This is a genomic window from Acetobacter tropicalis (genome assembly GCF_030644465.1).
Classification (GTDB): domain Bacteria; phylum Pseudomonadota; class Alphaproteobacteria; order Acetobacterales; family Acetobacteraceae; genus Acetobacter; species Acetobacter tropicalis.
Map to the genome: position 1 here is coordinate 120,522 of NZ_JAUYUW010000001.1, position 20,435 is coordinate 140,956.

Sequence of the window (20,435 nt, forward strand, 5' to 3'; positions counted from 1 at the left end):
AGCGGTTTTTCAATGGCTGACAGCAGGAGAGGAGCACAGGCTCCACCGCCGGGCCATAACCGGAATCAGGGAGCGTCAGACTCGGAAAACCGGATTGACGCCTTCAAGCAGGCCACAGCCGCTACCCTGCGCGCATTGGGCGGCCAACGCGATACGGATGTCTCGTTTCATACGGGCAATATGCCGGTCGCGCCCCTCAGTGTGGGGGGGAGTGTGCGTCTTCAGCAGCCCTCCCGCCATCTGCGGGAAGATGAAATTTCGCGTATTCGCGGTGCTGCTGATGCACAGGCGCTACGGCTGAAACATCACGATGCCGATCTGCACAAATCCCGCACGCCTGACGACAGCATGGCGCGGGATGTGTACGATGCTCTGGAACAGGCGCGTATTGAAACCGTCGGCGCACGGCACATGAAAGGGGTCGCCGCCAATCTGCGGGAGCGGCTGGAACAGGACTGCCGTGAAGGCGGCCTTGAACGTATGACTGACCCCAGTCAGCTTTCTCCCGCTGTAGCGCTGGAGCTTCTGGCGCGCGAATATCTGACGGGCGAACCTGCCCCGGTGGCAGCGCAGGGTATCCTGCATAAATGGCGGGAAACCCTTCCCCCAAAGGCTTTGCAGGCCCTTTCAAAGCTTAGTGAAAATCAGGATGATCAGGCTGCTTACGCCCGCACATCCCGCCAGCTTCTGGCTGCCTGCGCCCTGACGGAGGAAGACACATCTTCTGACGAACTGGAAGAAGATCCCGACGGTTCGGACTCTGCCGATAGTCAGGATGAGAATGACGCATCCCCGCCTGAATCAGAAGAAAACGCACCGCCAGCCGAACCAGAATCGACCGAGGCCGCTCCACAGCCTCAACTGATGGCCGGAAGTGGTGAAGCCTCACCAGACATGCTGGAAGAGGAAACCGAGGGCAGCGGAGCAGAAGGAACGGGCGATGCCGCAGGGCCGGGCAACCGCCCGGAAACCCCACCGGGCGAAACCGCCAAGACCTACCACGCTTACACCACAGCATTTGACGAAGAAATTCGCGCCGAAGATCTGTGTGATCCAGAAGAACTCAACCGTCTCCGCCACCAACTGGACCTGCAACTGGCCACCTTGCATGGCGTAGTCTCGCGTCTGGCCAACAAACTGCAACGCCGTCTGATGGCGCAGCAAACACGGTCCTGGGAATTTGATATGGAAGAGGGTCTGCTTGATGCTGGCCGCCTCTCCCGCGTGGTGGTTAACCCCCTGCTCTCTCTCTCCTACAAGCAGGAACGCGACACGGAATTCCGGGATACCGTTGTCACGCTGCTGGTGGACAATTCCGGCTCCATGCGGGGCCGCCCTATTTCCGTGGCAGCTTCCTGCGGTGATATTCTTGCCCGCACGCTGGAACGTTGCGGGGTAAAGGTGGAAATTCTCGGCTTCACCACGCGCGCGTGGAAAGGGGGCCAGAGCCGTGAAAAATGGCTGCAGGATGGAAAGCCGCCAGAGCCCGGCCGCCTGAATGATCTGCGTCACATCATTTACAAAGCGGCCGATATGCCGTGGCGCCGCGCCCGCACTAATCTTGGGCTCATGCTGCGCGAAGGCCTGCTGAAAGAAAATATTGATGGCGAAGCCCTACTGTGGGCATGGAAGCGCCTGAAAAACCGGCCGGAATCCCGCAAGATTCTGATGGTAATTTCAGATGGCGCTCCGGTGGATGACAGCACGCTTTCCGTTAATCCGGGCTCCTATCTTGAAGATCACCTGCGTGAGGTGATCCATATGATTGAAGACCGCAGCCCCGTGGAACTGACAGCAATCGGCATCGGGCATGATGTGGGGCGCTATTATCAGCGCGCCGTCACCATTACCGATGCGGAAGAACTCGGGGGCACCATGTTGCAGGCACTCTCCGGTCTGTTTGATGAAAAAAGTGCCCAGCGTGGCCGCCGGAAGGCGCGCTCACGCCGGTAAGGTCTCGGCGCTCGCCCGGTGCAGGGTTTTCCCTGTCCGGGTTTCGGCCAGATCAAGCAGGGCATTCAGCAGAATATCGGCGTCCTGCTCCGTGGTGCGGTGATTGACAATAGCCGCACGAATGGCCCGCTTCCCATGCAGCGTGGTGGTGGAAGGTGCTGCAATTCCACTTTCATGCAGATCCTTCACCAACTCGCCATTCAGCGTATCCAGATCCTCGTTCTCCACCACCACACGGAAACAGACGATATTCAGGGTAACTGGAGCCAGCAGTTCCAGACATGGCGTGTCGTCAATCCGGGCTGCCAGATAACGTGCGACAGCACAGGACCGGGTCACCACCTCCCCCAGCCCATCGGTGCCAAATCCGGCCAGAGTAAACCAGACCTTGAGCGCCCTGAAGCCACGTGACAGATCCGGCCCCAGATCACAGAACCACGGCGCACCTGCCGCCAGCCCTCGGTCTTCCCGTGCCAGATAAGCCAGAGACTGGGCAAAAGCTGCGGCCTGCTTCCCTTCTTCACGCACAATAATGCATCCGGCATCGTACGGTGTCTGCGCCCATTTATGGAAATCCAGCGCTATGCTGTTGGCCTGCTCCATTCCGGCAAGTGCTGGAGCATATTCAGCCGAAAGCCGCGCTAAAGCGCCAAAAGCGCCATCCACGTGGAACCAGAGCCCCTCATCCCGCGCAAAAGCCGCCAGATCAGCCAATGGATCAATGGAACCCGTATCGACTGTTCCCGCAGTACCCACCACCAGAAAGGGTTCAAACCCGGCGGCCCTGTCCTCCGCGATCATGGAGCGCAATGCGTCCATATCCATACGAAATGCCGCATCCATCGGCACACGCCGCAATGCATCGGTTCCCAGCCCTGCCAGATCAAAGGCGCGGGCAATGCATCCGTGGGCCGTTTGCCCGGCATATCCCACCAGCCTGCGGCTTTGTATCCCCTCAGCCCGCATTTTCACACCCGCGGGCACCGCGCGGCTGGCCGTAATCACACCAATGAAATTCGCCATTGAAGATCCGGTAACCAACACGCCGGTCGCTGTTTCTGGAAAACCAAGCATGCTGGCTGTCCAGCGAATGACCATCCGTTCCACTTCAACCGGAGCATGGTCTCGTCCGCCTAGATTGGCGTTAAGCCCAGCGGCCAGCATCTCCGCCAACATGCCCTGAGGGGTGCCACCACCGTGCACCCACCCCATAAAACGTGGATGCCTGTTACCAACTGCATAGGGCAAAACCTGCTGGGTAAACTGATGGTAAAGCTGCTCAACAGGAGCGCCTGACTGCGGCAAAGGCACATCATGAAATCCCTGCCTGACACTTTCAGGCATAGGTTGCCACACTGGCCCCGCAGCCACGGTCTTCACATTATCCAGCATGTCATCCAGCATGCGGTGGCCCAGGGCACGCAGGTCTTCCCAGTTTTCCGGATCAAGCCCAGCCATGGTTCACTCTCCTACTTCGGCTGGTGTCAGGAGCGCTTTTTCTGCCTCGTGCTTCTTCATCATGACCGCAAATTTACGTGCCAGCACAGCACAGACAAACAACTGGATCTGATGATAGATCATGAGCGGCAACACAACGAGCCCGACCGAAGCTGGCGGAAAGAGCACGTTGGCCATGGGCACCCCTGAGGCCAACGTTTTCTTGGACCCGCAGAACACCACGGCGATCTCGTCCCGCAAAGGCATGCCCACCATCCGGCTGCCAAAAGCCGTGATGACCAGCACACACACCAGCAACAGAAAGTCCACCACGGCAATCAGGCCGAGTTCGCTCAGCGGCAGACGGTGCCACAGCCCCTGAATCACGGCATCACTGAACGCTGTGTAAACCACAATCAGGATAGACCCGCGATCCGTCATGGATAGCAACTTCTTGTTGCGGTGCGCCCATGCGCCAATCCACGGCTGAAGAATCTGCCCCAGCACAAACGGAAGCAGAAGCTGGAAGACAATATCCATCACGCCACCAGACTGCCCACCATGGCGCGCCAGCACCAACCCGACCAGAAACGGCGTAATGAAAATGCCAAAAACATTGGATGCCGTCGCCGCACACACAGCGGCGGGCACGTTCCCCCCGCCGATGGATGTAAACGCGATGGAAGATTGAACGGTGGACGGCAGACAGCACAGGAACAGAACGCCCAGCCATACCTCGTTCTGCAACAGGCCGGGAAAAGCGGCATGCAACGCCAAACCCAGCAGCGGAAACAGCACAAACGTGCAGCACAGGATCATCAGATGCAGGCGCCACGCGGTCAGCCCTTCCACCACGGCCTTACGAGAGAGGCGCGCGCCTTGCAGGAAAAACATCATGGCAATGACAATAATGGCCAGCCACCGAAAAACCGGCACGGCTGCACCATGGCAGGGAACAAACGTGGCCAGCAGCACAGTGCCGATCAGGCTGAGAAGAAACGGATCTAATCCAAACATGCCGCGTACCGTCTTTCCTGTTTTTTCCGGGGCGTATAGTCCGTAACCCAAGGCACAGCCAACCCGCACTATTTTTTCACATCAAGATTGCGTCTGCCGTCTGCTTACGCCACCTTTACGCACAAATGAAAGCACACACCATTCCCCCTCTGGCCTCTCTCATGCTCGTGAGTGCGGGTCTGGCCTACCTTGCAACCTCACCCGTGCGGGCGCTGGCGGCACCACCCGGAAGCTGCGCTGTTATAAACCACGGTGCGGTTCAGACGTCCGCCCACGGCGTGACGTATCAAAACACCACCGTACGCACGCCAGATGGCAGCACCACGCTTACCGTCAAGCAGATGCATTACACCGCCCCGGAGGGGGATGACGATTCCATACAAAATCAGGCAGATGCGGCATCGCTCCTGCTGGTTTCCGCCATGACGGGCCACCACAACGCTGCCTGTTCTGACTGGCTGCAACAGCAGGGCCAGAGCGTGGCCAAAGGCCTGAAAGCTGGAGGCACCTATGATCTGGCATGGAGTAGTGCTGCAATCAGCCGCGGCTCCGCGCATGTCGGTATCGGGGCGGCTCACCTTAAACTGGAAGGCAGCACCACAGCCCATACAAGTGCGGCCACCCTGGGCCTAACCGGACTGTCCTTCCGGAATGTCGCTAATCAGGACCTTCTCCCCACCACCGCCCATGCTGCGTTCTCTCTTCCAGCATCGGAGCTTCCCGCGCTTATGGCGGCTATCGGCGGCAAGGCAGAGCAAGCCCCGGCGGTGCATGTCACCATCTCCAGTTTTGACGCGCAACGCGACACCGTGCAGTTGAAGGGAAATGGCACGGCAACCCTTACCGGTAACGTCAACGCCACCTCCGCATCCGGCCATCTGGAAATAACGGAACTGGAATCCCTGATCGAAAAGGCGCGTGCAGCCCAGCAGATGAAACTCGCAGCCGGTCTCGTTCTGGCCCGTCTGGTCAGCCATACGCAAAACGGCGCGAATGTCTGGAATACCAGTTGGGAAGGCGGCATTCTGACTGTGAACGGCTTCCCTCTTCCATTAAAATAACGAGAAGCGTCGCACTCTCCTGAGCACGCTCCACCATCGTCTGAAGCGAGAGCGTATCGAAGAAGCTGGGTAAAAAATCAGCAGATGTTGGCTGGCGAGGGATTTGTGGGGCCAAACAGGCAACTGTGGCGGCCCCATGATGGGCCTTCACGACGGCGTTCAACCGCAATCGTCGTTGCCCACAGCAAGACCAGCGTACCATTCTTTTTCAAAACAGCGTCTTAAGCTGCTTTTACAAGAATACGGTGGCAGCCACCTTATGCACCACTACCACCCAATCGGCCCCATGCCTGGGTCCCAGTTCCCCCATGCCGGGTTCCAGGCTCCCCATGCGCCCCAGTTCCATTGGGCATCATCATACATCTGAGCCGTCATTTCCTGCTCATCTGCTAACGCCTGTGCCTGCACATATTGCTGGTAACGGCTATAGGCCGCCTCATCCCCCACATACAGGCAATCACACACCAGCGGGTCTGAATACACGTAGAACACGTGATCATTCTTCACGCGCCTTACCAAATGATGCGCGGGCAAACGGTTCAGCATGGCCTGCCGTTCGGGCGTATCTGCCGGTTTCTGAAAGAAACCCGCCGCGGCCAGATGGTCTTCCTTCCCTTCAATCTGTTGGGACGCCGTCTCACAAGATGGAAGCATCATCAGGAGCCCAAAAGACAGAACAGCCAGAAATCCGATAGGCGGGCGATGCATCATCCTGTTTCCTTTTCCTTTGACAGACCAGAAAGGATCTGACAGGGCCGCCCCTTGCCCCACATCTAAAGACGGAAATGAGCCCCTGTGATGCAGGCTGGAAGGCAGCATGGTCGTCTGGCGGCCGCTTTATGCCTAACAGCCCCCTACTTTTGTGCCAGAAAACTCTTTTTTAAAGATGGTTTGAAGCAATCAACACGTCAGCCCCATCAAGCCATCCAGCAGCTTCTCCTGTTTTCCCGCCAAAACCTTGCCGGAGCAGAGAGGACTCAAGCCCTCTCTGCCACAGGTGCTCTCTCCACCAGCTTGACCAGATCACGCAATACCCGGCGGGCCAGATCAATACGCTGCACATTCGTCAATTCGCGCACCACCGCCAGTTTGTGGTCAGGCCGTAATCTGACGGCACCATCTTTCCAGCGCCCCATCCATTGCACCAGCCCAGCGGGGTTCTTGAAGCTATTCTGACGGAACTGAAGCACCATTCCTTTTGGCCCAGCTTCCAGACGCTCAATGCCCGCAGCCCGACACAATCTTTTAAGATCAACAATATCCAGAAGGTTTTTTACCTCTGGCGGCACTGCGCCAAAGCGGTCCACCAGTTCGGCTTCCATGGCTTCCAGTTCCGCATCGGAAGCAAGCCCGCTGATACGCCGATACAGTCCCAGCCGCACCGGCAGGTCCGGCACATAATCAACGGGAATAAGTACAGGCAAACCGACAATGATGTTGGGGGTCCAGTCTCGGTCCTCGGCACGTCGACGGCTGGCGTCCGCACGCAGATCAGCCACGGCGTCTTCCAGCATCTGCTGATACAGCTCAATGCCAACTTCGCGCACATGGCCAGACTGCTGATCTCCCAGCAGGTTACCCGCCCCGCGCAGATCAAGATCGTGAGACGCCAGCGTAAAGCCAGCGCCCAGCGTATCCAGAGTCTGCATGACTTCCAGCCGCTTTTCGGCTGAGGCCGAGAGAACATGGGTTTGCGGCCATGTCAGGTAGGCGTAACCGCGTTGCTTTCCACGGCCAACGCGCCCGCGTAGCTGATACAACTGCCCCAGCCCGAACATGTCAGCCCGATGGATGATCAGCGTGTTCACCGCAGGCATATCCAGCCCGCTTTCCACAATGTTGGTGGAGAGCAGGATGTCATATTTCCCGTCAGAAAACTCGGTCATAACCCGTTCAAGTTCTGTGGGAGTAAGCCTGCCGTGCGCCTGAATCAGCTTGGCGTCCGGCACAATGGCTGTCAGCCGTTCCGCCAGCCGGTCCAGATCTTCAATACGCGGGGCCACACAGAAAATCTGCCCCCCCCGGAAGCGTTCACGCTGAATGGCCTCCCGAATCACCACGCTGTCAAACGGCATGATGAATGTCCGTACTGCCAGCCGGTCCGTAGGCGGCGTGGCAATCAGGCTCATCTCCCGCACACCGGAGAGAGATAGCTGCAACGTTCTGGGCAACGGCGTTGCAGAAAGCGTGAGTACGTGCACATCATCGCGCAGCGCTTTCAGTTTTTCCTTATGCGCCACACCAAAATGCTGCTCTTCATCAATAATCAGCAGTTCAAGGGCCGCGAACTGGACCGTCTTGGCCAGCAACGCGTGCGTGCCGATCACCACATTAATGGACCCATCAGCCAGCCCTTTGCGCACGGCTGTGGCATCCTTGCCCGTTACCATGCGGGAAAGCTGGGCTACCTTGATGGGGAAGCCCTCAAACCGGGCAGCAAAAGTGCGGTAGTGCTGGCGCGCCAGCAAAGTGGTCGGCACCACCACGGCCACCTGCCCGCCAGACATGGCGGCAACAAACGCAGCCCGCAGCGCAACTTCCGTCTTGCCGAAGCCTACATCCCCGCACACAAGCCGATCCATCGGGCGGCCTGAACCCATATCCTCAAGCACATCAGCAATGGCGCGGGCCTGATCATCCGTTTCCACAAACGGGAAGCGGGCACAGAATTCATCCCACAGACCCTCCGCCGGGGCCAGCACTGGCGCTTCCTTCAGCGCACGGGCCGCAGCCGTCTTGATCAGGTCGGACGCCATATCGCGGATGCGCTGCTTCATCCGGGCCTTACGGCCCTGCCACGCAACACCGCCCAGCTTATCCAGCGGCACACCGGCCTGATCCGAGCCAAAGCGGCTCAGCAATTCAATATTTTCAACCGGCAGGTAAAGCTTTTCATTCCCGTCATACAACAGGCGAAGGCAGTCATGCGGCGCCACGCCAACACTGACGGTTTCCAGCCCATCATACCGGCCAATGCCGTAATCCTGATGCACCACCAGATCACCTGCCGTAATTTCTCCGGCCTCGGCAATCAGTTCATCGGCACGGCGGCGGCGGCGTGGTGGGCGGCCAATACGCTCCCCAAGCAGATCCTGCTCAGAAACAAACGCCATGTCCTCCGCAACAAAGCCGCGTTCCAGACCCAGCGTCAGCAAGCCAACAGAACCGGGCTTGGCCTTTTTCGCCTGCTCCCAGTTCTCATAGCTCTGGGTCACTACCCCGTGTTCGCGCAGCAGGGTGCCAATGCGCTCGCGTGAGCCCTTGCTCCACGCCGTCACATACGCGCGGCGATTGACCTGCCCCCAATCCCGCACCTGCTCGCCCAGCAGGGTGAAAACCTTTTCACGCTCGGCATTGGGCACGATCTTGGCGAACATCTTGCCGGGGCGTCCGCCCACATCCATACCGCGGGCCCCATCGGGCTTGGCATAGGGGCTAAACGCCACAACCGGCAGACGGCTGAGGATGGCATTCCATCCTTTGGAATCCAGATACAGAAGATGCGGCGGCAGAGCCCGATATGGCGTTTCTCCCTCCCGCGGCGGCTGACGACGCGCCTGATAGTGGTCGTCAATCATTTCCAGCCGGGTTTTGAGCACCTCTTCCGCCTGATAATCGAGCGAGACCGACACGCCGGGCAGATAGTCAAATACCGTTTCCATCTCGGTATGAAAAAGCGGCAACCAGTGTTCCAGCCCCGGATACCGGCGGCCGTCGCTCACATGTTCATAAAGCGGGTCCGCTGCGGCGGCAGGCCCAAACACGTCCCGCCAGCCCGTGCGGAAACGGGAGATACTTTCTGGATCAAGCGAAAACTCGGAAACGGGCCGCAGGGTCAGTTCCTGCAGGCGCGATGTAGACCGCTGGCTACCCGGATCAAAGGCCCGGATATTTTCAACTTCATCACCAAACAGATCCAGCCGCACAGGTTCTGCTGCCCCAGCGGGATAAAGATCAAAAATCCCCCCACGGCTGGCAAATTCACCGGCTTCCATCACCGTATCTGTACGGGTGTAGCCATTGGCCACCAGAAGTTCGATCAGAAATTCCTGATCAAGGCTTTCTCCCTGCCGAATGATCAGGGACTGGCCTTTAAACGTGCTGCGGGGGGCCACACGCTGCACAACCGCCGCCACCGTTGTCAGAATCAGGCGCGGCTTGCCATTGGCTGGCTCCAGAAGTCGGGTGAGTGTCGCCACACGTTCGGCCACAATGGTCGGGTTGGGAGAAACCCGATCATATGGCAGGCAATCCCAGGCGGGAAAGCGAAGTGTCTCAACATCAGCCCCCATATAGGCCAGCAAATCTGCCAACCGTGCGGTAGAGGCATCATCCCGGGCAATATGCAGCACCGGTCCCTTATGCTCACGCGCTCTGCGCGCCAGCAGGAAGGCATCATACCCCTCCGCAACACCCCATATGGAGGCTATGCGGTCCTCGACACTCGCTTCTGCCGTCATTCCGTCTTCCCGGCTCCTTTGGCGCGGCTGGCTTCCACCATCCGGCGTAACATGGGGGTGGCTTTTTCCTCGGGCAATGGCAGGCGGCCAAACAGCCAGTCTGTCAGTTCCGGGTCCGGCATCTGCATGATGGCTTCCATATCCGCCAGATCAGCCTCGCTCATGGTCGCCACGTTGGCCTCCACAAACCCGCCGATCAGAATATCGGTCTCAAATGTACCACGATGATTGGCGCGGAACACCAGCCTGCGGCGGCGGGCCGCAAGCGGATCATCCTCGGATACGGCGGAAGCGGGGGCACTACTAAAATTGTCTTGCATGGCGTTACTGTCCTATAGCCTTGGCATTCCTGTCTGTCAGCCGCCAAACAGAGGCTTATGCATCTTCGGTGTCCAGTCCCTTTTCCATCACATCCTCTCCGGTTACGGAGCAGACGGATCTTTCACCCCTTTCCGCGGTGCTGGCCCCGCTTGACAGCCTGCCCGGCGTCAGCGCCGCGCGTGCAAAGCTGCTCAGCCGCATAGCGGGCGGCTCCCGCGTGCTGGACCTGCTGTTCTGCCTGCCGGAAAGTGTAACAGACCGCCGCGTCCGCCCGCCGCTTGCGCAACTCAGCCCTGACAGCATTGCGACGGTCACAGGCACGGTTCTGGATATCCGGGCCCCTGCCCCCCGCACGCGCCAGCCGTGGCGTGTCACCATTGAAGATTCGACCGGGCGCCTCGAACTGGCTTTTTTCTCCCCGTGGCAGGCCAAGCAGGTCGTGGTTGGCGAATCTATTGTGGCCTCAGGCAAGGTCGAGCGATTTCATGACAGGCTGACCATGACCAGCCCGGACTATCTGCTCCCCGCCCGCTCGGCAGACCGCATTCCACGTCTCGACCCGGTCTGGCCCCTTACCGCCGGACTGTTCACCGGGCAGGTAAGGCAGGCCATGACCGCCGCACTGGAGCGCCTGCCTGCCACCCTGCCTGAATGGCACGCGCCTTCCATTCTCAAGCGCAGACGCTGGCCTGATTTTGTCACCGCCCTGACCTGGATGCAGTTTCCTGACCGTATTCCCGGCAGCGAAGCAGGCGAGGAATGGCGGAGCGAACAAACCCGAGCCCAGGCACGTCTGGCCTGTGACGAACTGCTGGCAGATCAACTTGCCACCCGCATTGCCCAACGTGCCTCCCGCAGTCGGCCCGGCCGTTCATTGAGCGGGGATGGCCACCTGCAACAACAGGCACTTGCCACGTTTGGCCATACGCCCACGCCCGGCCAGAAAAAAGCCCTGTATGAAATTGAAGCCGACATGGCGGCCCCTTACCGGATGAGCCGCCTGTTGCAGGGCGATGTTGGCGCGGGGAAGACGTTGGTGGCCCTGCTGGCCATGCTACGGGCAACGGAAGCTGGCGCACAGGCGGCCATCATGGCCCCTACGGAAATTCTGGCCCGCCAGCACGCCCTGACATTTGAACGCCTCTCCCCCGTGCCGGTGGTCTATCTCTCCAGCTCCGTAAAGGGAAAAGCCCGCAAGCAGGTGCTTCAGGCCATTGCGGATGGCTCTGCTCCTCTGGTGGTGGGAACACACGCACTGGTTCAGGAAACCGTGCAGTTTGCAGACCTCGGCCTTGCCGTAATTGATGAGCAGCACCGTTTTGGGGTGGAGCAACGTCTGGCGCTGGTTGAAAAAGGCCATAACGCGGACATGCTGGTCATGACCGCCACACCGATCCCACGTACCCTTTTGCTTACCCGCTTTGGTGACATGCAGATCAGCAAACTGGAAGGCAAACCAGCAGGCCGCAAACCGGTGCGCACATCCCTGCACAGCATTGGCACAATGGACGACGTGCTTGCCGGCCTTGACCGTGCCCTTGCCAAAGGCGCGCAGATCTTCTGGGTCTGCCCTCTGGTGTCTGAAAGCGAAGCACTGGACATTGCAGCAGCAGAAGCCCGCCATGCAGACCTGACAGAACGATTCGGCCCCATAGCCGGACTGGCCCATGGGCGGCAGGACGCCACAGTGCGGGAAGAAGCGCTTCAATCCTTTGCGCAAGGCAAAACCCGCATGTTGGTGGCAACCACGGTGATTGAAGTGGGGGTGGATGTGCCAACCGCCACCATCATGGTGATTGAACATGCAGAACGCTTCGGCCTTGCGCAGTTGCACCAGCTACGCGGCCGCGTAGGGCGAGGCGCGAAGGACTCGTTCTGCCTCATGCTGCATGATGACGGGCTGGGCCTCACAGCCCGCCGCCGCCTCACCTGCCTGCGTGAAACCGAAGATGGCTTTCTAATTGCCGATGAGGATTTCCGCCTTCGTGGCGGCGGAGACGTAACGGGCCGCAGGCAGTCCGGCCTTCCGGATTATCGTATGGCCTCGGAGATCCTCGTGGATATGCTGCTGGATGCCGCGCACGAGGAAGCCGAACAGATCCTGCCCGATACGGCCCCAGACCAGAATGCGCCATTGCCCCCAGCAGCGCAGGTGCTGCTGGCTCTGTTCAACAAGACCGATGCTGCCCGTATCTTTGCTGGCGGCTAGATGTGTCGTTGCGGAGTTTGACGGTGCGCTGCCTTTTCACGGAAGCAGAAGGATGCGCCTGCGCCAGCTTCACCACAAAAGCCGGAGCGCCCACGCGAACACATTCCTACCCAGCCCTCCGTCCAGTCGCCATTTGAGAAGACGGCAGGAGAGCGGGCTGGCTCGAAATTTTGGAGAAGTGAAACGCCCACATTTTAAGAACGGACGAGCGCCACCCTGCCATCAAAGTTTTTTCAACAGCATTTCAGGGGCGGTTTCAGATGATCTCTTTGTGACGACGCTTTACAAGACGTGCCTCAGACGGCAGCGCGTGTCTCGGCGTCCGCTTCTGCCAGCCAGCGCTTCACCTGCCCTTCCGGATCAGCATGCAGCGTAAAGTCAGAGACTGCGGCCACGCTATCCGCACCGGCGTCCAGACAGGCCCGTAGCCGCTCAAACGTGATGCCGCCGATCGCCACCAGAGGCAGATCACCGATCAGCTTTTTCCATTCTGTCAGCTTTTCCACACCCTGCGGGCCAAAGGCCATCTTTTTCAGGCGCGTGGGCCAGATGGGGCCAAGGGCAACATAATCCGGTGCGCAGGCCAACGCCCTGTCCAGCTCTTCATGGCAATGCGTGCTGATACCCAGCCGGACACCAGCCTTCCGGATTGCGGCCAGATCTGCCGTATCCAGATCTTCCTGCCCCAGATGCAGGTAATCAATGCCTTCATCCAGCGCGATCTGCCAGTAATCGTTCAGCACCAGACACACGCCATGTTGCTTGGCGTAAGTGTGAGCCCGACGAATTTCAGCCACCAATTTCTCCGGCGAATAATCTTTTATTCTCAACTGGATAAAGCGTGCGCCAGCCCCACCGAGCCTGTTGACCCATTCTGCTGTATCGACAACCGGATAAATTTTCTGAGGGAGTGCACTCATGCCAGCATGGCCTTTCCTGCAACAGGGGTGGAGGGAACAGCCATATCGCGCTCTTCCATAGGGTCAGCCACGCGTGCCAGCACGCCAGCTTCTACAGCCAGCCGGAACGCCCGCGCCATCACGGCAGGATCACCCGCCTTGGCAACGGCGGTGTTTATCAGCACGGCATCATAGCCCAGTTCAAGGGCCTGCGCCGCATGTGATGGCACACCGATCCCTGCATCCACCACCAGCGGCACATCTGGAAAATGCGCACGCAGGGCCCGCAGCCCGAAAATATTGTTAAGCCCTTTGCCGGAGCCAATAGGCGCCCCCCAAGGCATCAGCACGTCACACCCCGCCGCAAGCAGCCGCTCAGCCACCACCAGATCTTCCGTGGTGTAGGGAAAAACCTTGAATCCGTCTTCACTGAGAATACGGGCGGCTTCCACCAATCCGAAGACGTCAGGCTGAAGCGTATCAAGCTCACCGATCACTTCCAGCTTAACCCACTCGGTACCGAAGACCTCACGCGCCATGTGGGCTGTTGTCACGGCTTCCTTGACCGTATGGCAGCCAGCCGTATTCGGCAGCACCGGCACACCCAATTCACGAATAAGGGACCAGAATGCCTGCCCGGCCCGCTCACCTGCAGATTCGCGCCGCAGGGAAACCGTCACCACTCCCGGTTGGGCAGCCTGAACCGCATCCCGCAAAATATCAGGGGACGGATACTGCGCCGTTCCCAACATAAGGGGAGAGGAAAGTTCAACCCCATAAAAGCGTGCTGTCATACGTCAGCCTCCCTGCATCGGGGCAACAATTTCCACCTGCGCACCATCATTCAGCGCAGTTTTATCGCGTAGCGGCACGGGCACAAAGCTACCATTCATTGCCGTGGCAATGCGGGCGCCACCGTAGCCGAGTTCATCAATCAGCGCCGCCAAGGTGGTGGCGGATACTTCATGAACTTCATCATTGACCACGATCTTCATGCGGGCGTTCTCCCTTGTTTCTCTTCGGCACGTAAGCACAGCATCCCGATCACGCAACCTCTTCAAGGCTGTCAAAAAACTCTCTGCATCACCCTGCCCAGGGAAAGCGCGAGCTTTTCTGCTCCGTTTTTTCCGGAGGGATAGTGCGGTCAATTCTCTCAGAGCCACTTGGCCCTCGCAGCCTTACCTCTCCGCTTGTGAAACGGCCCTAATTACCCAGCATTTCCCACGGAATTACCAAAAATCATGTCTGCAGCTTCCCGCGCGCGCGCCGGGGAAAGGAGGAAGCCGTGACGGTACATACCGTTCACAAACACATGGTTCCCTTCCCGCACCACACGGGGCATGTTGTCCGGGTAGGACGGGCGCAAGCCGGTCCCCATCTCCAGAATTTCCGCTTCCGCAAAGCCGGGGTGCAGCACCCATGCCGCATTCAACAGTTCCGTCATGGAGCGCACAGTCATGCCGCCTGCGTTTTCGCTTTCAATCATGGTGGCCCCGACCATGAACACATGGTCCGCACGCGGCACAATATAAATGGGAATACGCGGATGCAGCATCCGCACGGGGCGATGCAGCACAACATCCGGGCAACGGAGCAGCAGCATTTCCCCACGCACCCCACGCAGAGTAGGCAATTCCTGCCGCACATTCAGGCCCGTACAGTCAACAATCCAGTCAAATGCAGCGTCATCGGGCACATCTGCGGCTGAAAAGACAGCTTTGCCCCCCAGACTTTCCAAGCGGGCCAGCAAGGCAACCAGCGCCTTACGCGGGTCGACATGGCCTTCATCTGCAAAGAACAGACCTTTATGAAAACGGCCAGCCAGATCAGGCTCCAACCGGGCAATTTCCGCACTGTCCACAGTCTCGAAATGCGTGGTGCGACGGCCAAAGCGGGCAATTTCCCCACTGTCACGCGGCGGAGCCAGAACAAGGCTGCCTGCCCGCACCACATTGGGCACGTGCGCTTCCCACCAGTCAACCGAATCTACGGATTGTGCGGTCACTTCTGGTGGAGCGGATTCCGCTTCACACCACGGGGCAAGCATTCCCCCAGCCATCCATGATGCGCCAGCCCCCACACGACCGCCGGGTTCATAAAGCGTGACCACGCCGCCACGCTCCGCCAGCGTAACTGCGGCCGTCATGCCTGCAACACCAGCCCCTTTTACCAATATGCGGGGAGTATGGGTCATGATGTGTTGGCCTCCTGCCACCCGATCCTGTGTATGCTGCCGAGCGTCTCGAATTCTGGAGATATGTTATAACGCACGCAGCAGCCTCGGCCACCCCTTGTCCGGTCACCAGCCCGTCAGAAAGCACGCGCCAGCAGCACCACCACCAGACAACATTCCATCACCGCCGTGGCAATCCAGCGCAGCCCCATATAGCCGCTGGGCAACGCGCCGCGCCGCCAGCCTTCGCGCTCAACCAAAGCCAGAATGGGCACAGCCAAAGCCAAAGCCGCCACGCCAGCAACAGGCTGCCATGCAAAAGCCAGATAGGCCGCCAGCCAGCCCGCCAAGGCAGGCACCACGCCCAGAAGCAGCCGAAAAACATCCATACGGTCTGCGCCAGCCGTAATAATGGAGGGCGAAGGGTCCAGCGCCAGGCCCCATTGCACCGCCCCCCAGAAGCTGAGGGTCACTGCACCATAAAACACAAACGCCATAAGCAGATTGGGAACGGGCACACCCGAAGAGAAGAACACGATACAGCATGCGCCGAACAAAAAGGGCAGTAATCCGGCCATTGTCAGCACCACGGCTACAAATGGAAGTCTTTTCATGAGCGTTCGGCGTGCCTCCTTTGCACGGTTTCCTGCAATAGATTGGTTGACAGAAAAGCCCAAGAGGCTGCCACTAGCAACCACACGGAACATTGGCTTCCATGTTTCGTTACGCTCGAAAACAAGAACAAGACACCGCTGCCGGACGCATAGCCGGCGCCAGAAACGGGAATGAAAAAAGTATGAGTGCCATTGTCGATATCATCGCGCGCGAAATCCTCGACAGCCGCGGCAACCCAACGGTTGAAGTGGATGTAGAGCTGGCTTCTGGCGCAAAAGGCCGGGCAGCCGTTCCGTCCGGTGCGTCCACAGGCGCGCATGAGGCAGTGGAACTGCGTGACAAAGACCCCAAGCGCTACAACGGCAAGGGCGTGCTGCACGCTGTTGAAAATATCGAAAACGAGATTCTCCCCACCTTGCAGGGTGCCGAATCCTCCGATCAGATTGATATCGACAACGCGATGATCGATCTGGATGGCACCCCTAACAAAAGCCGTATGGGCGCCAACGCCATTCTTGGTGTCTCGCTTGCGGTGGCCAAGGCCACGGCAGCAGAACTTCAGGTGCCGCTCTATCGGTATGTTGGCGGTGTTTTTGCCCATACGCTTCCCGTCCCCATGATGAACATCGTGAACGGGGGCGAACATGCAGATAACCCCATCGATATTCAGGAATTCATGATCCAGCCGGTTGGCGCGCCCACCGTGGCCGATGCCATCCGCTGGGGAAGTGAAATCTTCGCGCATCTGAAAAAAGCGCTACAGGCTGCGGGCCTCAACACCAATGTTGGGGATGAAGGCGGATTCGCTCCGGCCCTGAAATCTGCTGATGAAGCACTGAGCTTCATTTCCCGTGCCGTCGAATCCGCAGGTTACCGTCTGGGAGAAGACATCACCTACGCTCTGGATTGCGCTTCCACCGAATTTTATCACGATGGCAAGTATGATCTGAAAGGCGAAGGCAAGGTTTTTGATGCAGGCGAAATGGTTGCCTACCTTGAAGATCTGACCAAACGGTACCCCATTGTCTCCATTGAAGACGGCCTTGCGGAAGACGACTGGGAAGGCTGGAGCCTTCTGACCGAAACCCTTGGCCGCAAGGTCCAGTTGGTTGGGGATGATCTGTTCGTCACCAATCCCGAACGTCTGCGCCGTGGCATTCAGGCGGGCGTTGGCAACTCCCTGCTGGTGAAAGTCAACCAGATCGGCACGCTGACGGAAACGCTGCAGGCCATCGAACTGGCTCACAAGGCTGGTTATACCGCCGTCATGAGCCACCGCTCTGGTGAGACGGAAGATTCCACCATTGCGGATCTGGCCGTCGCCACCAACTGCGGGCAGATCAAGACAGGCTCCCTCTCCCGCTCTGACCGTACCGCCAAATACAACCAGCTCATCCGGATTGAACAGGAACTGGCAACGGCTGCCCAATATGCGGGCCGCACCATCCTGAAAGTCTGATCCCGCACTCAGCCTTTCCTGAAACAGGAAAACCGGAGCCGCATGGAGAACCGTGCGGCTCTTTTTTTTACATTATCAGGCCGCCTTTTGCTTTTCTGTCTGGGTGTTCATGGTTTAGACATACTGTTCTGGGAAAATTCATTTCCTGATGGCAAAAAGGACAAGAACAACGTGCAGATAGGCCGCATGATCAGACGCGCAGTACGAGCCGTTGTTCCCCCCATGATTTTTCTTGGTATCGCAGGTTATTTTGGCTGGAACGCGACCCAGGGCGATCATGGCATGAAAGCCTATCAGCAACAGCTTCTTCTGCTTGATCAGGCCAAACAGTCCCAGCAGGACGCCATTGCCGAGCAGGCAGCATGGCGTCGCCGCGTTAATGGCCTGCGTGAACAGTCTCTGGATACAGATACGCTGGATGAACGGGCGCGTGCCATGCTCAATCTGGCCGACAAAAACGATATCGTCGTCCCCTATGATCGGCGTGATCCGCTATATTGAAACGCAGACACACTTAACCCCATTCGAACGGCACACTGCGATAAAGGGTTTAACAGTCCTGACTTAATGGCCCTGTTTAAGAGGATAACGCCTGCCACCACATAGGGAAGTGGTAGCCTCCAACGCAAGCAATGTCCCTTCCCCTAAAAATAGCACACTTGAGCAGCAGCTTGCACCCAGCAACCGCCGTTGCTCATCACGAAAGAAAAGAGTGATTTGTGATTGCTCCATGCTCTGACACACCCAGAGACCCAGTGTGCATAGAGAAATTCCTCTGCAGGACGGAAAAAACCACTTTCGCCAACAATACGAAGTATCCGCCAACGCCACACTTGAAGCCGCCCGGCCTCCGTTCCTAGATCCGCAGACGTTATCTTCCGAGTAATCGTGGTAGCCAGACCAATTCAATGGTCCGGCAGAAGCACAGTCTCAAGGACTGTAGAAAAAATACGAACGTCGCGTGGGTTAGCGCCCGTACACCATTTTCCTTCCCTCACGCGATAAAGCGGCCGATTGTTTCACCTTTCCTGTAGACGCACCGCAATGCGTCAGGGCAACAGATAAAGCTGTTTCCTCGCCTATCATCACCTCACCCGTTCTGCCTCTTCTCTCAAAGAGAATGGAGCCGGTTGCTTAAGGAGTGCTTCCCTTAAACTCAATCACCGACCACACGAGAGCAACGTTGCATGCTTCAAGAACAAAGAATCTGGTCTGCACGTGCTTTTAAGTTCACTTCATCCTTACGCACTACAAACAAAAAACGGCGCCCTGAGGCGCCGCATTTGCATCATCCACGCAGGGCGGATGATTATTTGATCTTTGCTTCGCGGAACACAACGTGCTTGCGGGCAACGGGATCATACTTTTTCAGTTCCATTTTACCGGTATGCGCACGAGCGTTCTTCTTCGTGACGTAGAAATAACCAGTGTCCGCCGTGGAAACGAGACGGATCTTGATAACATTGGTCTTGGCCATGGCTTCCTCAGCAGAGCATCATGAGTCCGGACAGAAGGCCCGGGTGGTGTTCAAGTGGGCGCAAAATGCGCATACAAGAGCCAAAGGTCAAGTATTCTTCCATCAATCAGGCGTGGTAAAAGCCAAAAGGAGTAAAAAAACATGCTGGATGTGGCTGTTGCGCGCGCCCGAATCCTGGAAAAACTCTCTCCGTGCGGTCTGGAAACAGTTTCCGTGGCACACGCCTGTGGCCGCGTGCTCGCCGCTCCCGTGGTCGCCCGTCTCTCAAATCCGCCCGTTTCCGTGTCATCAATGGATGGATACGCCGTCAGGATAGACGATGTGCAGGAAGGAGCCACGCTCGATATTATCGGCGAAGCACCCGCAGGCCACCCATCCAGCCTGACGGTAAAGAAAGGCCAGTGCATGCGTCTGTTTACCGGCAGCCAGATTCCGGCAGGTGCGGATACGGTGCTTATTCAGGAAAACATGCGGCGAGACGGGAACGCCGTAACGCTGCTTTCCGGCGGCAAGGCAGGACAGTTCATCCGCAAACAGGGTCAGGACTTCCAAAAAGGGGAAACGCTTCTTTCGGCAGGAAAGGTTCTGACAGCGCGGGATATTGGGCTGGCCGCCGCCGCAGGGCATGTCTGGCTGACAGTCAGCCGTCGTCCCCGCGTGGGCATTCTCGCAACGGGGGATGAGATCGTGCTGCCGGGGGACCCGGCCCAACCTGATTCCATTGTGAATTCCGGCGCATTCATGGTGACGGCGTTCCTGCGCTCCATAGGCGCCGAAGCTGTTTTACTGCCGGTAGCCCGCGATAATGTGGAGTCTCTTTCCACCGCCATCGCGCAAGCCGATCATCTTGATCTTCTGGTTACGATCGGTGGAGCCAGTGTAGGCACGTATGATCTGGTGCGCGAAGCCTTCAAGCCCCATGGCCTCAATCTGGATTTCTGGAAAATTGCCATGCGGCCCGGTCGCCCCCTGATGTCTGGTCAGCTTGGCAAAACCCCCATGATCGGCCTGCCAGGCAACCCCGTTGCCGCCATGGTGTGCTCCGTGGTGTTTGTTGCAGCCGCGGTGCGCACACTCATGGGTCTTCCCCAAGGCGCTGAACTTGAAACAGAAACAGCCATTCTCGGCGCTGACCTGAAGGAGAATGACCAACGGCAGGATTTCCTGCGCAGCACCCTGCGTTCTCAGCCCGATGGGCAGCCACCCATCGCCACGCCCTTCGCCTCGCAGGATTCTGCTCAGATGAACATTCTGGCGCAAAGTGACGCTCTGATTATCCGCGCGCCCCATGCCCCTCCCCAGAAGGCGGGTACACTTTGCCGCATTCTGCGCCTTCCATGAAAATACTTTAAAA

At 58.4% G+C, this 20,435-nt stretch carries 17 protein-coding genes; 6 read left to right on the forward strand and 11 right to left on the reverse strand.

Going from position 1 to position 20,435, the window contains the following annotated elements:
- Positions 1–12 precede the first annotated feature (12 nt).
- On the forward strand, positions 13–1,953 hold the full coding sequence (gene cobT / locus QWU00_RS00630) for a cobaltochelatase subunit CobT (protein WP_006557649.1): 1,941 nt from the start codon (positions 13–15) through the stop codon (positions 1,951–1,953).
- Here cobT and QWU00_RS00635 read toward each other — a convergent pair.
- Together QWU00_RS00635 and QWU00_RS00640 are read right to left on the reverse strand one after the other, a co-directional pair.
- The gene (locus tag QWU00_RS00635; RefSeq protein WP_035381760.1) at positions 1,942–3,411 is read right to left on the reverse strand and encodes a pyridoxal phosphate-dependent decarboxylase family protein; all 1,470 of its coding nucleotides are present in this window, start codon (positions 3,409–3,411) and stop codon (positions 1,942–1,944) included. The genes cobT and QWU00_RS00635 overlap by 12 nt on opposite strands.
- Positions 3,412–3,414: 3 nt before the next feature.
- Positions 3,415–4,407: a bile acid:sodium symporter family protein gene (locus tag QWU00_RS00640; protein WP_035381758.1), complete on the reverse strand. Its 993-nt coding sequence runs from the start codon at positions 4,405–4,407 to the stop codon at positions 3,415–3,417.
- A gap of 161 nt (positions 4,408–4,568) precedes the next feature.
- Here QWU00_RS00640 and QWU00_RS00645 point away from each other — a divergent pair, with 161 nt between their 5' ends.
- Positions 4,569–5,468 (forward strand): hypothetical protein, encoded by a 900-nt coding sequence (locus tag QWU00_RS00645; RefSeq protein ID WP_052051515.1) that lies wholly within the window; start codon positions 4,569–4,571, stop codon positions 5,466–5,468.
- A gap of 267 nt (positions 5,469–5,735) precedes the next feature.
- Here the strand turns inward: QWU00_RS00645 and QWU00_RS00650 are convergent, their stop codons facing one another.
- The 3 genes from QWU00_RS00650 to QWU00_RS00660 form a co-directional block, all read right to left on the reverse strand.
- Positions 5,736–6,179: a hypothetical protein gene (locus QWU00_RS00650; RefSeq protein WP_231551855.1), complete on the reverse strand. Its 444-nt coding sequence runs from the start codon at positions 6,177–6,179 to the stop codon at positions 5,736–5,738.
- Positions 6,180–6,445: 266 nt separating this feature from the next.
- Positions 6,446–9,928, reverse strand: a complete 3,483-nt coding sequence (gene mfd / locus QWU00_RS00655) for a transcription-repair coupling factor (protein WP_035381756.1) — start codon at positions 9,926–9,928, stop codon at positions 6,446–6,448.
- Positions 9,925–10,248 carry an FAD assembly factor SdhE gene (locus QWU00_RS00660; protein WP_035381754.1) on the reverse strand — a complete coding sequence of 108 codons (324 nt, stop codon included), beginning with the start codon at positions 10,246–10,248 and terminating at the stop codon, positions 9,925–9,927. Before QWU00_RS00660 ends, mfd begins: the two co-directional genes overlap by 4 nt.
- 68 nt (positions 10,249–10,316) lie before the next feature.
- Here QWU00_RS00660 and recG point away from each other — a divergent pair, with 68 nt between their 5' ends.
- Positions 10,317–12,458 carry an ATP-dependent DNA helicase RecG gene (recG, locus tag QWU00_RS00665; RefSeq protein ID WP_035381751.1) on the forward strand — a complete coding sequence of 714 codons (2,142 nt, stop codon included), beginning with the start codon at positions 10,317–10,319 and terminating at the stop codon, positions 12,456–12,458.
- 296 nt (positions 12,459–12,754) lie between these two features.
- Here the strand turns inward: recG and QWU00_RS00670 are convergent, their stop codons facing one another.
- The 5 genes from QWU00_RS00670 to QWU00_RS00690 all read right to left on the reverse strand — a co-directional run bounded on the left by QWU00_RS00670 (position 12,755) and on the right by QWU00_RS00690 (position 16,144).
- Positions 12,755–13,378, reverse strand: coding sequence for a thiamine phosphate synthase (locus tag QWU00_RS00670; RefSeq protein ID WP_035381750.1), 624 nt, complete (start codon positions 13,376–13,378; stop codon positions 12,755–12,757).
- Positions 13,375–14,151, reverse strand: a complete 777-nt coding sequence (locus tag QWU00_RS00675) for a thiazole synthase (RefSeq protein WP_035381749.1) — start codon at positions 14,149–14,151, stop codon at positions 13,375–13,377. Before QWU00_RS00675 ends, QWU00_RS00670 begins: the two co-directional genes overlap by 4 nt.
- Before the next feature lie 3 nt (positions 14,152–14,154).
- Positions 14,155–14,352: a sulfur carrier protein ThiS gene (gene thiS, locus QWU00_RS00680; protein ID WP_006559437.1), complete on the reverse strand. Its 198-nt coding sequence runs from the start codon at positions 14,350–14,352 to the stop codon at positions 14,155–14,157.
- Positions 14,353–14,564: 212 nt separating this feature from the next.
- Positions 14,565–15,551, reverse strand: a complete 987-nt coding sequence (gene thiO, locus QWU00_RS00685) for a glycine oxidase ThiO (RefSeq protein ID WP_035381745.1) — start codon at positions 15,549–15,551, stop codon at positions 14,565–14,567.
- A 116-nt stretch (positions 15,552–15,667) separates the two neighbouring features.
- Positions 15,668–16,144, reverse strand: coding sequence for a DUF3429 domain-containing protein (locus QWU00_RS00690; RefSeq protein ID WP_035382015.1), 477 nt, complete (start codon positions 16,142–16,144; stop codon positions 15,668–15,670).
- 182 nt (positions 16,145–16,326) lie between these two features.
- Between QWU00_RS00690 and eno the strand changes: the two genes are divergently transcribed.
- Both eno and QWU00_RS00700 read left to right on the forward strand, forming a co-directional pair.
- Positions 16,327–17,604 (forward strand): phosphopyruvate hydratase, encoded by a 1,278-nt coding sequence (eno, locus tag QWU00_RS00695; protein WP_035382013.1) that lies wholly within the window; start codon positions 16,327–16,329, stop codon positions 17,602–17,604.
- A 171-nt stretch (positions 17,605–17,775) separates the two neighbouring features.
- The gene (locus tag QWU00_RS00700; protein ID WP_035382012.1) at positions 17,776–18,105 is read left to right on the forward strand and encodes an FtsB family cell division protein; all 330 of its coding nucleotides are present in this window, start codon (positions 17,776–17,778) and stop codon (positions 18,103–18,105) included.
- A gap of 808 nt (positions 18,106–18,913) precedes the next feature.
- Here QWU00_RS00700 and rpmG read toward each other — a convergent pair.
- Positions 18,914–19,081 carry a 50S ribosomal protein L33 gene (gene rpmG, locus QWU00_RS00705; RefSeq protein ID WP_003623017.1) on the reverse strand — a complete coding sequence of 56 codons (168 nt, stop codon included), beginning with the start codon at positions 19,079–19,081 and terminating at the stop codon, positions 18,914–18,916.
- 141 nt (positions 19,082–19,222) lie between these two features.
- Here rpmG and QWU00_RS00710 point away from each other — a divergent pair, with 141 nt between their 5' ends.
- Complete coding sequence (locus tag QWU00_RS00710) at positions 19,223–20,422, forward strand: molybdopterin molybdotransferase MoeA (RefSeq protein WP_035381743.1); 1,200 nt, start codon at positions 19,223–19,225, stop codon at positions 20,420–20,422.
- Positions 20,423–20,435 lie beyond the last annotated feature (13 nt).